The organism is Marinobacter suaedae, from assembly GCF_030519635.1.
GTDB lineage: Bacteria > Pseudomonadota > Gammaproteobacteria > Pseudomonadales > Oleiphilaceae > Marinobacter > Marinobacter suaedae.
The window spans coordinates 86,772-99,935 of sequence record NZ_JAUMIS010000003.1 but is presented as its reverse complement, the minus strand read 5'-3'; the positions used below and the strand labels follow the sequence as shown (position 1 = coordinate 99,935).

Here is a 13,164-nt window from a genome sequence, read left to right as displayed (position 1 = left end):
TCCCTTAAAGGAAGCTGGTCAGTGACCGCACGAAGCAGGCCTTGATGTAATCGGTTTCCGGAATACCGGGAACCACCGGATGATCGGGCGCCTGATGCCCCTGCTCCAACAGCTGCACAAACCGGTCAATCTTGCGGCCACTGCTGCGAATAATATCCACAAGCTGGCTCTGTGACAGATGCATGGAGCAGGATGCCGACACGAGAATGCCCTCGCGCTCCAGCAATCTGAGCCCAAGCTGGTTCAGCCGGGCATAGGCCTGTTCACCGGCCTTCTGATCACGGCGGCGGGGAATCAGGGCCGGCGGATCCAGCACCACGATATCGAATTTTTCCTTTTCGTCGCACAACGCCTTGAGTGCTTCAAAAGCATCGCCCTGAAGGGTCTCCACATTCTCCAGCCCATTGAGCGCAGCATTGTGATGCACGCTATCAATCGCCGATGCCGAGCTGTCCACACAGGTTACCTGGCTGGCGCCCGCCGACGCAGCCTGGACCCCCCAGCCGCCGACATAACTGAAGACATCAAGCACTCGCTTGCCCGGCGCATACGCCTGCAGGCGCCGGCGATTCATGCGATGATCATAGAACCAGCCAGTCTTCTGTCCCTCCGCCAACGAGACTTCAAACCGAACCCCGTTCTCTTCCACCGGCAGCACGGACACTTCTGGCCCATGGGCCTGCTCGACGTAATTCTCCAGCCCTTCAACCTTGCGCATCTTGCCGTCATTCTTGAGCACGATGGACTTTGGATGAACGAGGCGCTGAACGGCCCGGATGATGGAGCCTTTCATCTGTTCCATGCCCGCCGTGGAGATCTGAATGACCACGATATCTCCGAAGCGGTCCACCACCAGGCCTGACAGTCCGTCACTGTCGCCAAAGACCCAGCGGTAGAAAGGGCGTTCAAACAGTGTTTCCCTGAGCGCCAGTGCCGTCTCAAGCCGGTGCGTCAGCCGCTGGGGCGTCATACCATGAGACGGATCCCGGCTGATCAGTCGTCCGCAGATCAGTGCATGAGGATTCACAAATACCGACCCCAGAGGCTTATCATTGGCAGCCCTGAGTTCCGCCTGGGCACCGGCTTCAAACCCGGAGAGCGGCGATCGGCGAGTGTCCACCTCGTTGCTGTAGACCCAAAGATGACCGGCACGAAGACGTCGCTCCGCACCTTTTCGAAGATACAAGACAGGTAAGTTCATTTCGGTTATCCGAGGGGAAAGAGTTACATCTCTGCGGCAACGTGATCCGCGTAGGCGTCCGCATCCATCAGACCGTCCAGCTCACCTTCATCCGCCAGCCTGACCCGGAACATCCAACCCTCACCGTAGGGGTCTTCATTCACTTTTTCCGGCTCATCTTCCAGTGCTTCATTTACTGCGATCACTTCACCGGTAACGGGACTGAACACATCGGAAGCCGACTTGACCGATTCGGCAACCCCCGCCTCTTCCCCACCGTTAACGGTGACGCCCAGATCGGGCACACCAACGTACACCACATCCCCAAGCTGTTCCTGGGCGAAATTTGTGATGCCTACGGTCGCCGTTCCATCATCGGCTACACGGACCCATTGATGAGTGTCGATGTATTTCAGATCTGCAGGTATGTCGCTCATGGTCGGATTCCCTGGTGAAAATTTTGCGCAGTGTAACTCAAGAAGCTAGCAAAACGTGAGCGCGGACGCAGGGGAAGAACCGAGAATCAGTATGAGGGAATTTGGAATTCAATATCCGCTGCTGGACTGATCAAGCTCGAAACTGAAGTCCAGAGCACGGTGAACCCGAGTAGTAAAGCTGCCATCGGCATCAAACTCGAACCAGCGGTACCCCGGTGCCAGCGGCTCCACGGAGAAGTCGGATGAGCCGGTGGTGAATTGGATACAGGTAGACGGCGTTGAAAGCAGGCGCACACCGTCACGAACTATGTTCTGTTCCTGGTGAATATGGCCCCAGAGCACGACTTTCACTTGAGGGAAACGCTCGATAACCTGCCAGAAAGCCTTTCGATTTTTAAGGCCAATATTTTCCAGCCAGGCACACCCGATATCAACGGGGTGATGATGAAGGGACACCAGCGCCGGCATCTCCGGATACTCGGACAACACCTGCTCAAGAAACGCCAGCTCGGACTGTAACAGCTCGCCATGAACCTTTCCTGGAACGGACGAATCCAGCAGGATGAACTGCCAGCCACCCATCAGTATACGACGATGATTGGCACCGAACTCCTCCGCTACCTGCCTGAGGGTGCCAGCGTCATCGTGGTTGCCTGGTGACCAGGCGGTCTCGCACTGAAAGACATTCAACCGCTGGCCAAACACCCGATAGGCTTCTTCCGAACCGTCCTGGGCGAGATCGCCGGTGGCGAGGACCAGATCAGGCTGACCATGGGACTTCAAAACCTCATCAATAACGGCAGAGAAACTGTCCCGGGTGTTCACACCCAGCAGTTGCCCGCTGGCGTTTGCCATCAGATGGGGATCGGTAAGATGCAGAACCCGGAGAGGTCGGGTTTCGTTTGGCATGGTCATGGTAATCAGTTTCGCCTTACTGCGCATCACTTGGTCGAGATTTGAGTGTACGTTGTCGAGGTAAGATTTTATTGCCCCTGAATGCCACGGGCATCACATTCTCAGTAGTGTCTGGCGATATATTGCGATTTTTAACAACTCAGACATGAGCCCGGCCTCTCAAAAACCAGGTCAATAAGACGATGGTCAAAGACCGCTCAGTCCACACCCTCGCCGGCAGGCCAAGCTGCCTGATCGATGGGCAGATGACCAAACCGGAGGCAGAAATCGAGCCAGTCCGCCAGGAAACCGTTCACCTGGACCTTCTCATCCGGGTGATGCATGAAACGGTTCGGGTAGTCGTTAACCGGCGCGATCTGACGATCGCGATAGCAACTGATCACTTCGGCCATCGATGCATCGTGATAGACCCGCACGGTCATTTCCGGATTGTTCAGCCAGCGGCCTGAGTTGTGGATCTGCTCAAGTAGGAGGGTTTCCGTGTATTTTGCTGTCTGCAGCACCTTGATCTGAACCCTGCCAAGGTAAAGGCTCTCACGGCGTAGCTCGAATGCATTGATCGACCTGCCGTTCAACTCGAGCTGGCGCAACCGGCGAAGGCGCTGGTAGTTACCATCACACAGTGCACCCAGGCGCTGGAGATCCGGCACATAAGCTTTGGGTTTGATGGTCCACTCAGTCATAGACCCACCTCGTTACGCAGTCTCGAACGGTTCAGCTGCAACCATTGAAGGGCGATAATGGCCGCCGCGTTGTTTATTCGTCCGTCACGAATCATTTCAATGGCCTCGTGCGAGGAGAAAACGTGTGCACGGATATCTTCGTGTTCGTGCTCCATCCCATACAGGCCACCCGCCGACTCGGCACTGACCAACCCACAGTACAGGTGGACCAGTTCCGACGTCCCCCCCGGCGATACCAGGTAATCGCAGATACGCTCCAGACTGCGGAAGGTCAGACCAGCTTCTTCCTGGCCCTCCCTTCGCGCGACTTCTTCCGGTGTCTCTCCGTCTTCATTCATCCCGGCAACCAGTTCCAGCAACCAGGGCGACTGGTCTCGCCCCAACGCCCCAAGCCGGAACTGTTCCAGCAACACCACTTCGTCACGGACCGGATCGTAGGGCAATACGCAGGTCGCATCACCCCGGATGAAAAGCTCACGGGTGAACACCGGCATATTCTTCCCGTCGAAGCGGGCGTGCGTCAGCCACAGCTTGTCCAGACGGAAAAACCCCTGAAACACGGTTTCCCGCCTTTCGATATGGACATCGCTGGCACTGAACTGAAAGGGGCTGGTCATTTTTTCTCCAATCGAAACCAATTTTGAACAATAGCCGGTGATTCCGATCCATTGCAAGCAGGCCGAAGCCGCTGTGAACACACCCAAACCGGGACAATCAGATCTTGTCGTAGAGCTTGCCTCCGGACTCCATGAATTCCCGGGATTTTTCCTGCATCCCGGTTGCCAGCGCCGAATTTTCGTCCAGATCACGGGCCCGTGCGTAATCCCTCACCTCCTGGGAAATCTGCATGGAGCAGAATTTCGGGCCACACATGGAACAGAAATGCGCCACCTTGGCGGACTCCTTCGGCAGGGTTTCATCGTGGAACGAGCGAGCAGTGTCCGGATCCAGCCCCAGGTTGAACTGATCCTCCCACCGGAACTCAAACCGGGCCTTGGAGAGCGCGTCATCACGGACCTGGGCGCCAGGGTGACCTTTGGCGAGATCCGCGGCATGGGCGGCAATCTTGTAGGTGATGATGCCGGTTTTCACGTCCTCTTTATTCGGCAGCCCGAGGTGCTCTTTGGGCGTCACGTAGCAGAGCATGGCACAGCCATACCAGCCAATCATGGCAGCACCGATGCCGGAGGTGATGTGGTCGTATCCCGGCGCAATGTCCGTCACCAGCGGACCCAGTGTGTAGAAAGGCGCCTCGTCACAGCATGTCAGCTGCTTGTCCATGTTTTCCTTGATCAGGTGCATCGGCACATGCCCCGGTCCTTCGATCATGACCTGCACATCGTGTTTCCAGGCGATTTTGGTCAGTTCACCCAGGGTCTCCAGCTCACCAAACTGCGCGGCATCGTTGGCGTCCGCCACGGATCCCGGCCGCAAGCCATCGCCAAGACTGAAGGACACATCGTAGGCCTTCATGATCTGGCAGATATCTTCGAAGTGCTCATACAGGAAGCTCTCCCGATGGTGCGCCAGACACCATTTGGCCATGATGGAACCGCCACGAGAGACAATACCGGTTACCCGATTGGCGGTGAGCGGTACATGGTGCAGCCGCACCCCGGCATGGATGGTGAAATAATCGACACCCTGCTCGGCCTGCTCGATCAGGGTGTCGCGGAAGATGTCCCAGGTGAGGTCTTCCGCCACACCGCCCACTTTTTCCAGCGCCTGGTAGATAGGTACGGTGCCGACCGGGACCGGGGAGTTGCGAATGATCCACTCCCGGGTTTCATGGATATGTTTGCCGGTGGAGAGGTCCATGATGGTATCCGCGCCCCATCGGATGCCCCAGGTCAGTTTTTCGATTTCGTCCTCAATGGACGAGCTGACCGCCGAGTTCCCTATGTTGCCATTAATCTTTACCAGGAAGTTGCGGCCAATGATCATCGGCTCCAGTTCCGGGTGATTGATGTTGGCCGGGATGATTGCCCGTCCTTGCGCCACTTCATTCCGCACGAACTCCGGGGTAATTGCCCCGGGCAACGAAGCCCCGTGTGACTGGCCAGGATGCTGGGATTCGAGCAGCCCCCGCTCGCGGGCCTCCTGCAATTTGAGATTTTCCCGGATGGCGATGAACTCCATCTCCGGCGTAATGGTGCCCTGGCGGGCGTAATGCATTTGGCTCACGTTCTTCCCGGCCTTCGCCCGCAACGGCTTTCGCCCCTCAAAAAATCTCAGGGGATCCAGTGTCGGGTCGGCGTTTCGCCGACGGGTAAATGCCGAGGTGTACCGGGACAGTTGCTCCACATCCCCACGCTCTCGAATCCAGTCCCCGCGCAAGGGGTCGAGCCCCTTGCGAATATCGATTCGGGCCTCCGGATCCGTGTACGGGCCAGAGGTGTCGTACACCAGCACGTCAGGATTGGATTCGCCGCCCATATCGGTGGGAGTGATACTCTGGCTGATGGCTCGCATCGGCACCCGGAGATCGGAGCGGGAACCTTGCACATACACTTTTCGGGAACTGGGCAGCGGCTCAACCGCAGCGGAATCCACGCGGGCACAGTCTTTGAGGTAGGAGATTTCGTCTGTCATCACTGGCTCCGGGTCTGTCAAAGGAACGGTGGTCGCGCATGACAGAGCCCGGCTCAACGGACATTGAATCAGTGCCCGTGCGCGTCGTTAAAACGCTTGCCAGTGATCGGTATGGTCGTTGATTCCTACGCCGGTATTATCCGGATCAGGTTGCGGGTTCTGCTGTGCAATCTCAGCCGACCGTTCACCGTTTAAAACAGTAAACTGGTCAGCACCCCGTCAAGACGCGAAACTTGATTGTGTGGCACCTCGAATAAGTGCGCCTCGCAAGTGTAGAGCTATGCCCATTTATTGTCCATAATGGCCGTCCAGCTTCCCAAGGATCAACTGCGATTGGATTTTTTTTCTGTTTTATAGGAAGTTACAACCTTCAATCGCGGGACACGTTCGTGCAAAGGTATTCAGGAGACACTATGAAGAAGCAACTGCTTTCCGGGCTGATAGGGCTTTTCGCGACCCAGTCCGTTTTTTCCATGGATCTGGTAGAGACCTACGAGAAAGCATTGTCTTACGATTCCGGCATAGCGGCTGCTCAAGCCCGCTTTGAGGCACAGGAAGCCGCCAGCGATGTGACCCGGAGTGCGTTGCTGCCGCAGATCGGCGCTTTCGGCGATGCAAACTACATTGATGTCGACGGCCCAAACCAGGATGCCGGTTACCGCGAACTCGCCTTTGGGGCGCAGCTGACCCAGCCTGTTTTTCGCGCTGATGCCTGGTATCGCTTCGATGCCAGCCAGTTTCAGACCGAATCGGCCCGGGCCCAGTTCAACCTTGCCCAGCAGCAACTGATTCTTGACGTGGCCACGGCTTACTTCAATGTGCTGCTCGCCCAGGACACGGTGACCACTACTCTGGCAGCGGAAGCCGCCATCCAAAGACAATACGAGCAGGCTCAGGAGCGCTTTGATGTCGGCCTGATAGCCATCACCGAAGTCTATGAAGCCCGGGCGTTGTTCGATGACACCCGCAGCCGGCGTATTGTTGCAGAGAACCAGCTCAACGTTGCCAGGGAACAACTGGCCCGCCTGACCGGCGAGTACACCGAGGAACTGGAAAACCTGCGCGAAAACTTCCCCCTTGGACGCCCGGAGCCGGCCGATCCCGCCGCCTGGGAGAAAACGGCCCTGGAGCAGAACTGGTCAATTCAGTCCGCTGTTTATGATCTAAACACCAGTGAAGCCAATCTGAGGGCAGCCAAAGCAGGGCATTACCCCACCCTGGATTTGAACGCTTCCTACGGCAAATCCGACATTGATGGGCTGGAAGAGCCAGGCGCGACGCTTACCCAGCGGGACGGCACCACCACCCAGGGTGTAATCGGGCTGACGCTGAACGTGCCAATCTATACCGGTGGCGGCACCCAGGCCTCGGTTCGCCAACAGCGCTCTCTGCTGGACGTCGCCGAAGAAACCCTGAACACGGTGCGCCGGGATGTTCGTGTCACCACCCGCAGCCTGTTCCTGACAGTAAACAATAACATCGAGACCGCTTCAGCCCTTGAACAGACCATCGTGTCCCGACGCAGCGCGCTGGATGCAACCCGTGCAGGTTATGAAGTGGGAACCCGGAATATTGTCGAAGTATTGGATGCCGAGCGTGCTTACTACGTGGCGCTCCGTGACTACGCCAATGCCCGCTACGATTACGTGGTCAATACCCTGCGCCTGCAACAGGCCGCCGGTACACTGAGTCCGCAGGACCTTATCGTGCTGAACAACTGGCTGAGCGAAACGGCACCGGGCATTGAAGCACTGGCAAACGAGAACGAGGTACTGGAAGACCCGACCCAGTGAACGGCGAGGCGGGCGCCCGAAGGCAAGCCCGCCGTCACAAACGCTCGATGATTCCGCTAACTACCCTGTCCAGGGCGCCCCGGTTTTTTTCAACCACCGCCAGCGCCCGCTCACCGGAGGCTCGCCGGGCCTCTGGATCTCCCACCAGATCAACCAGATGTTGCGCCAGCTCACTGGCGCCAGACACCATGGTTACCCCCTGATCTTCCTGCAATCGCTGGTAAATGGTTTCAAAGTTAAAAACGTGAGGGCCGGAAAACACCGGAATACCCCAGACCGCCGGTTCCAGGGGGTTATGGCCACCGCGGGTAATCAGCGAACCGCCGACGAAGGCGATGTCACTGGCGCCATACAGCATCATTAGCTCCCCCATGGTATCCCCCAGATAGACCTGCGCGGTCGCGGGCTCGTCCGAGCCTGACCGGCGAGCAAGGGACAGACCGGCTCTGGTCACCTTGTCTGCCACAGAATCAAACCGGTCGGGGTGACGGGGAACCAGTATCAGCAAGGTCCTGGGGTGCGCTGCCAGCACCTGCTGATGTGCCGCCAGCAGCATCTCGTCTTCACCTTCATGGGTACTGCCGGCCACCCAGACCACTCGGTTTCCGAATGCCGCTTTCAATTTTCGTGCAGACGCGTGAACATTTGCTGGGATATCCACATCGAATTTCACGCTTCCGGTGACCGATACACGGCTAGGCTCCACACCCAGCCGACAAAAACGCTCAGCGTCCTTCTCCGCCTGTGCGGCCACCCAGCTGAGACTTTGCATAATCGGACCGGTGAGTCCTTTGACCCGCTCGTAACCACGAGCAGAGCGCTCAGATAGCCGGGCGTTAATCAGGAAAATAGGCACACCAAGGGCACGACTTTGACGAATCATGTTCGGCCAGAGCTCGGTTTCCATGATGACAAGAATTCTGGGCTGAACCCGTGCGAGGAAGCGCCTGATAGAGCCAGGTGTATCGTAAGGTGCATAAGCATACTGGACCTGATCCCCGAACATTTTCCGGGCCTGCGCCAGGCCGGTATCCGTCATCGCGGTCATCAGGATGGTGATACCCGCCTTTTGTGCCAATAGCCTCCGAACCATCGGACCCGCAGCGATGGTCTCCCCCACCGACACGGCGTGAACCCAGACAACCGCCCCATCCACGGGCGGTACAAAGCCAACCCTGTTGCGCCAGTTATTCCGCAGGTCCGGTGCCTTTCGTCCATGCCACCATAACCGAAGTAAAATGAAAGGCAGCAGTAGCCGAATTAACAGGGAATAGATAAAGTGAAGCACAGACGACTCCCAACCAAACAGTACGCTATCATAGCGGAAATCCAGTGTTTTTTCCTCTAACCGGGAAAACAGCGCAACGGGATGTGCATGGAATCCGGCACCTTCAAGGATCTGTTTGCAAGTGAACAAGACATATCGTAAACCCCCACGAAACACAGACTTTTCAGCGTACCGGCATCCACGCTGGTGGCCCACCTGGTGTGTGATCGGCCTCATGTGGTTACTGGCGCACCTGCCCCTGCGCCTGCAGTGGTGGCTTGGCAAACTTGCCGGCCTGCTTGCCTTGCGGCTTGCAGCTCGCCGCCGACGGATAACCGAAACCAATATCCGACTATGCTTTCCGGAGCTGACAACAGAGCAACAATCGGCATTGGTTCGAAAATCCTTTATTGCCAATGGCATTGGCCTGATGGAGCTTGGCCTCGCCTGGTTCCGCAACCCGAAACACTTTCTGGACATCACCAGGGTGCATGGACTGGAATTTTTCGAGCAGGCTCGCGCTCAGGGGAAGGGTGTACTGCTGCTTGGCGGGCATTACAGCACACTGGATCTGGGCGGCGCGCTGGTCACGGAACACATTGCAGCCGATGTGATGCAGCGCGATCATAACAACCCACTCATGAACGCGGTAATGACAAGGGCGAGAGAGCGGCGTTACGGCACTGTGCTCGGTGCCAGGGACCTGAGGGGCCTGTTCAGAAGCCTGCGACAGAACCATGCAGTGTGGTATGCCACAGATCAGGATTACGGCCGCAAGGACATTGTGTTTGCGCCATTTTTCGGAATACCTGCAGGAACCATCACCGCGACATCGCGGATCGCCGAACGAAGTGGCTGTGTCGTTGTCCCGTTCAGCCACACACGCCGGGAAGACAAACCCGGCTACGACATCTACTTCCATCCTGCGCTGGAGAACTTTCCCAGTGGAAACGATTTGCAGGACGCAACCCTGATCAACCGGACGATCGAGCAGGAAATCCGCAAAGCCCCGGACCAGTACCTCTGGATGCACCGCCGGTTCAAAACCCGACCGGACCCTGACGATCCGGGCTTTTATCAACGCAAGTAGACAGACCCAATGGAGACGGGCACACCGTGCCTCAAACTATGGCGACACTCGACAGGGAAAGAAGCGAACCGCCGGTGGTCTGGCTGCTGACGGACAACAAGCCAGGTCATCGAAACCAACTCAAAGGCCTGGGCAACCGACTGCGTGCGCTGGCCGGTGCCAGCCTTCACTGGGTTGATACAGAGTCGATTGCCGTTCCCCTCTGGCGGTCGTTTCTGGGCATGCCGCCCGCTGCCGACTATCCACCGGCAGAACCCGACCTGATTGTCGGTGCGGGCACGGGCACGCACCGGTTGCTGCTTGCGTTACGGCGAAAAAAAAACGTCTCCACTCTGGTATTGATGAAGCCCGGATTCCCGCTCGGCTGGGTCAGTGCGGTCATTACACCGGCCCACGATCGCGTTGCCGAGGGGCCCAATGTTCTGCTGACCGAGGGCGTGATCAACACCGTGACACCACTGGCCCGAATCACTGACAAGCCAGAGGCGTTAATTCTGGTGGGCGGGCCCTCGCCCCACTTTGACTGGGATGAGGACGTTCTGCTTGGCCAGATCCACCATCTGATCAACCACTATACAGGTTGGCGCTGGACCATCAGCGGTTCGCGGCGGACTCCGGAGCCGCTGTTGGGCAAACTGGAGGAGCTGGCCGGACTGAAGATTTCCGTCGTCCATCCGGAGCGCACCCATCAAGACTGGCTTAATCACCAGTTATCCGCATCCCGTGCGGTCTGGGTAAGCCCGGACAGTATGTCCATGGTGTGCGAGGCGGCCACCTCCGGCGCTCCCACGGGGATATTCCAGCTTACTCCGGTGGCTGGCAGTCGAGTGGCAACCGGAATCGACCAGCTGGTAAAGAACGGCCGTATCGCCCGATGGTCAGACCACGCGTCGGTCATGACAGAAAAGCCCCTTCGAGGACAGCCTTTCTGGGAGGCGGATCGCGCGGCGCGCTGGGTACTGGAGAAGGAACTGCTGCCAACACCGCCGCAGGAAGAACTCACCGGAGGGAGAGTGGGGTGAGAGTCCTGCAGGCTTTGCCAGCCCTGCACAGCGGGGGCGTGGAACGGGGCACCGTTGAGTTCGCGGCTGAACTGGTCAAACGTGAACATGAGTCATTCGTCGTCTCCAACGGCGGGCCAATGGTCCAACATCTGCACGAGAACGGCAGCACCCACGTCCAGATGCCGATACACAGGAAATCGCCGGCCTCCTTCGGCCAAATCCTTCCCATGCGGAGACTGATTCGTCGGATTCGGCCAGACATCATCCATGTCCGGTCCCGCATGCCAGCCTGGATCATTCACCTTGCCTGGCTCAGCCTGCCCGCTGCCGAACGGCCACTGATCGTATCGACGTTTCACGGCATGTATTCGGTGAATCCGTACAGCGCTGTCATGACCAAGGCCAATCACATCATCGCCGTGTCAAACTGCGTCCGGGACTACGTGCTGAACAACTTCAATGTTGCGCGGGAAAAACTGACCGTTATACAACGAGGGGTCGATGTGGACCAGTTCCGCGAACATCGCTTGGATCCATCCTGGACCCATGCCCTTTTAGCGACCTACCCGCAACTCAAAGACCAGAAAATATTGATGATGCCGGGGCGTATTTCCCGCTGGAAAGGCCAACTGACCTTTCTTGAGGTTATGGCGCAACTGATCCGGGAGCGCAATGACTGCCACGGCATCATCGTCGGCGGTGCAGAGCCCGGCAAAGAGCATTTCATGGAGGAGCTGAAAAAGCGTTGCGAAGCGCTTGGCCTGTCGAAGCATGTCACCTTCCTGGGCCAGAGAAACGACATGGCGGAACTGTATCTTCTCTCCGACCTGGTATGTCACCTGTCCACCAAACCTGAGCCGTTTGGCAGGACGGTCACCGAGGCTCTGGCGTCAGGCACGCCCGTAGCCGCCTTCAACCGAGGTGGCGCGGCTGAAACACTGCAGGCCTGTTTCCGTGAAGGACTGGTCACTCCGGACGACACAGAAGCATTTACCGAAACAGTTGTACGGTTACTTGACGGGCCAACGCCGGACATACAGATTCCCGACCGCTTCCGACTGGAGGCCCAAACAGAGGCAACGCTTCGGATCTACCAGCAGCTTGTGACCGGGCGCCGGGCCTTATCATGACGGAACGTCACCTGACGCTGGCGTTTGTGATTGCCACTCCGGGTACCAACTGGGGGGGTATGGAACGACACACCGTAGACCTCGCCAAGGGGATGGCCGAGCGCGGGCACACCGTGCATGTTCTTGGACATAAGAGTTACCACGACCACTTCCCTCCCCCCGTGACGTTTCACCGCCAACCGGTGCAACTGGGCCGAAAAAACCCATGGCTGCAGTGGACGATAACTCGCTGCCTCAGAGATATTTCGCCTGATATTGTCCATGCGCAGGGGAGCAAGGCGGCTGACCTTGTCAGCCGGTCCCGCCTTTCCCTGAGCACACTGCGATTAGGTACCGTTCATGGCATTAAGTCGAACCACCGGGCGTTTCAACACCTGGATGCGGTCATCGCTGTAAGCCAACCAATATTTTTGGTACTGGAACATCCTCGGAAGCGACTTGTCCCGAATGGCGTGCCGGCCCCACTAACTCCCGGCCAAAGTGCTCCAGCAGTCACCGACCAGCCCGATGGCACCATCAATGCGATTGCCGTTGGTCGCCTGGAACCCGTGAAAGGATTTTCGAAACTGATAGAAGCCTGGAGCAAACTCGTCCCGGACGAACGCCACTACCATTTGACCATTTATGGTGAAGGCTCCGAGCGCCCCAGACTGGAGCAGTTGATCAATCGCCACAGTCTTGCAAAATCAGTCACCTTGGCAGGCTTCCAGCCTGCGATGGAGCAGGTCTACCAGGAAGCGGACCTGACCATCATCAGCTCAGAGCGCGAGGCGCTGTCCTATGTGTTGATCGAGAGCCTCCTGGCTGGTTGCCCCGTAGTTTCCACCCCCATTCCAGCCATTCAGGCCCTGCTGCCAGAACAGGCCGTCAGCACAGCCCATTCGGTCGAAAGCCTTGCCCAGCTGCTGAGCTCCTGGCTGTCAAACCTGCCAGATCTGAGAGTGCTGGAAACAGAAGCGATCATTTTTGCGCGCACGCACCTGACCCTGGAAAACATGATCGCCAATACCGAAAGTTTTTATCTGGAAACCTTGCAATGCCACCACACTGGGACTCCCTGAGAATGGTAACCG

General features: G+C 57.7%; 12 protein-coding genes and 1 riboswitch. Of the genes, 5 read left to right on the top strand and 7 right to left on the bottom strand.

Annotation, left to right across the window (positions count from 1 at the left end):
- Nucleotides 1-4: 4 nt before the first annotated feature.
- The 6 genes from QVZ43_RS16030 to thiC all read right to left on the bottom strand — a co-directional run bounded on the left by QVZ43_RS16030 (nucleotide 5) and on the right by thiC (nucleotide 5,807).
- Nucleotides 5-1,201, bottom strand: a complete 1,197-nt coding sequence (locus QVZ43_RS16030) for a class I SAM-dependent rRNA methyltransferase (RefSeq protein WP_223795676.1) — start codon at nucleotides 1,199-1,201, stop codon at nucleotides 5-7.
- Nucleotides 1,202-1,224: 23 nt separating this feature from the next.
- On the bottom strand, nucleotides 1,225-1,617 hold the full coding sequence (gene gcvH, locus QVZ43_RS16025) for a glycine cleavage system protein GcvH (protein WP_223795677.1): 393 nt from the start codon (nucleotides 1,615-1,617) through the stop codon (nucleotides 1,225-1,227).
- A gap of 108 nt (nucleotides 1,618-1,725) precedes the next feature.
- Entirely contained in the window at nucleotides 1,726-2,532 is an 807-nt protein-coding gene (cpdA, locus tag QVZ43_RS16020) for a 3',5'-cyclic-AMP phosphodiesterase (RefSeq protein WP_302910723.1), read from the bottom strand.
- 197 nt (nucleotides 2,533-2,729) lie between these two features.
- Nucleotides 2,730-3,215, bottom strand: coding sequence for a DUF1249 domain-containing protein (locus QVZ43_RS16015; protein WP_223795679.1), 486 nt, complete (start codon nucleotides 3,213-3,215; stop codon nucleotides 2,730-2,732).
- Nucleotides 3,212-3,832 carry an NUDIX domain-containing protein gene (locus tag QVZ43_RS16010; RefSeq protein ID WP_302910722.1) on the bottom strand — a complete coding sequence of 207 codons (621 nt, stop codon included), beginning with the start codon at nucleotides 3,830-3,832 and terminating at the stop codon, nucleotides 3,212-3,214. Before QVZ43_RS16010 ends, QVZ43_RS16015 begins: the two co-directional genes overlap by 4 nt.
- A gap of 97 nt (nucleotides 3,833-3,929) precedes the next feature.
- Nucleotides 3,930-5,807 carry a phosphomethylpyrimidine synthase ThiC gene (thiC, locus tag QVZ43_RS16005; protein ID WP_302910721.1) on the bottom strand — a complete coding sequence of 626 codons (1,878 nt, stop codon included), beginning with the start codon at nucleotides 5,805-5,807 and terminating at the stop codon, nucleotides 3,930-3,932.
- 105 nt (nucleotides 5,808-5,912) lie between these two features.
- Nucleotides 5,913-6,036: riboswitch (TPP riboswitch) on the bottom strand.
- Between the two features lie 184 nt (nucleotides 6,037-6,220).
- Here thiC and QVZ43_RS16000 point away from each other — a divergent pair.
- Entirely contained in the window at nucleotides 6,221-7,600 is a 1,380-nt protein-coding gene (locus tag QVZ43_RS16000; RefSeq protein WP_302910720.1) for a TolC family outer membrane protein, read from the top strand.
- Between the two features lie 34 nt (nucleotides 7,601-7,634).
- Here the strand turns inward: QVZ43_RS16000 and waaA are convergent, their stop codons facing one another.
- A complete protein-coding gene (gene waaA, locus QVZ43_RS15995) occupies nucleotides 7,635-8,888 on the bottom strand; it encodes a lipid IV(A) 3-deoxy-D-manno-octulosonic acid transferase (RefSeq protein ID WP_302910719.1) in 1,254 nt (417 codons plus the stop codon).
- A 121-nt stretch (nucleotides 8,889-9,009) separates the two neighbouring features.
- Here waaA and lpxL point away from each other — a divergent pair, with 121 nt between their 5' ends.
- The 4 genes from lpxL to QVZ43_RS15975 are packed head-to-tail and all read left to right on the top strand — an operon-like array spanning nucleotide 9,010 to nucleotide 13,152.
- A complete protein-coding gene (gene lpxL / locus QVZ43_RS15990; RefSeq protein ID WP_223795683.1) occupies nucleotides 9,010-9,957 on the top strand; it encodes an LpxL/LpxP family Kdo(2)-lipid IV(A) lauroyl/palmitoleoyl acyltransferase in 948 nt (315 codons plus the stop codon).
- A 38-nt stretch (nucleotides 9,958-9,995) separates the two neighbouring features.
- Entirely contained in the window at nucleotides 9,996-10,979 is a 984-nt protein-coding gene (locus QVZ43_RS15985; RefSeq protein WP_302910776.1) for a mitochondrial fission ELM1 family protein, read from the top strand.
- Nucleotides 10,976-12,091 (top strand): glycosyltransferase family 4 protein, encoded by a 1,116-nt coding sequence (locus tag QVZ43_RS15980; RefSeq protein ID WP_223795684.1) that lies wholly within the window; start codon nucleotides 10,976-10,978, stop codon nucleotides 12,089-12,091. Before QVZ43_RS15985 ends, QVZ43_RS15980 begins: the two co-directional genes overlap by 4 nt.
- Entirely contained in the window at nucleotides 12,088-13,152 is a 1,065-nt protein-coding gene (locus tag QVZ43_RS15975; protein ID WP_302910718.1) for a glycosyltransferase, read from the top strand. The genes QVZ43_RS15980 and QVZ43_RS15975 overlap by 4 nt, the downstream gene beginning before the upstream one ends.
- Nucleotides 13,153-13,164 lie beyond the last annotated feature (12 nt).

Excerpts from the sequence above, each read along its gene's own strand:
- QVZ43_RS16010 (WP_302910722.1), bottom strand. The coding sequence starts at position 3,832 with ATGACCAGCCCCTTTCAGTTCAGTGCCAGCGATGTCCATATCGAAAGG.
- QVZ43_RS16030 (WP_223795676.1), bottom strand. The coding sequence starts at position 1,201 with ATGAACTTACCTGTCTTGTATCTTCGAAAAGGTGCGGAGCGACGTCTT.
- gcvH (WP_223795677.1), bottom strand. The coding sequence starts at position 1,617 with ATGAGCGACATACCTGCAGATCTGAAATACATCGACACTCATCAATGG.
- QVZ43_RS15985 (WP_302910776.1), top strand. The coding sequence starts at position 9,996 with ATGGCGACACTCGACAGGGAAAGAAGCGAACCGCCGGTGGTCTGGCTG.
- thiC (WP_302910721.1), bottom strand. The coding sequence starts at position 5,807 with ATGACAGACGAAATCTCCTACCTCAAAGACTGTGCCCGCGTGGATTCC.
- cpdA (WP_302910723.1), bottom strand. The coding sequence starts at position 2,532 with ATGACCATGCCAAACGAAACCCGACCTCTCCGGGTTCTGCATCTTACC.
- QVZ43_RS16015 (WP_223795679.1), bottom strand. The coding sequence starts at position 3,215 with ATGACTGAGTGGACCATCAAACCCAAAGCTTATGTGCCGGATCTCCAG.
- QVZ43_RS16000 (WP_302910720.1), top strand. The coding sequence starts at position 6,221 with ATGAAGAAGCAACTGCTTTCCGGGCTGATAGGGCTTTTCGCGACCCAG.
- QVZ43_RS15975 (WP_302910718.1), top strand. The coding sequence starts at position 12,088 with ATGACGGAACGTCACCTGACGCTGGCGTTTGTGATTGCCACTCCGGGT.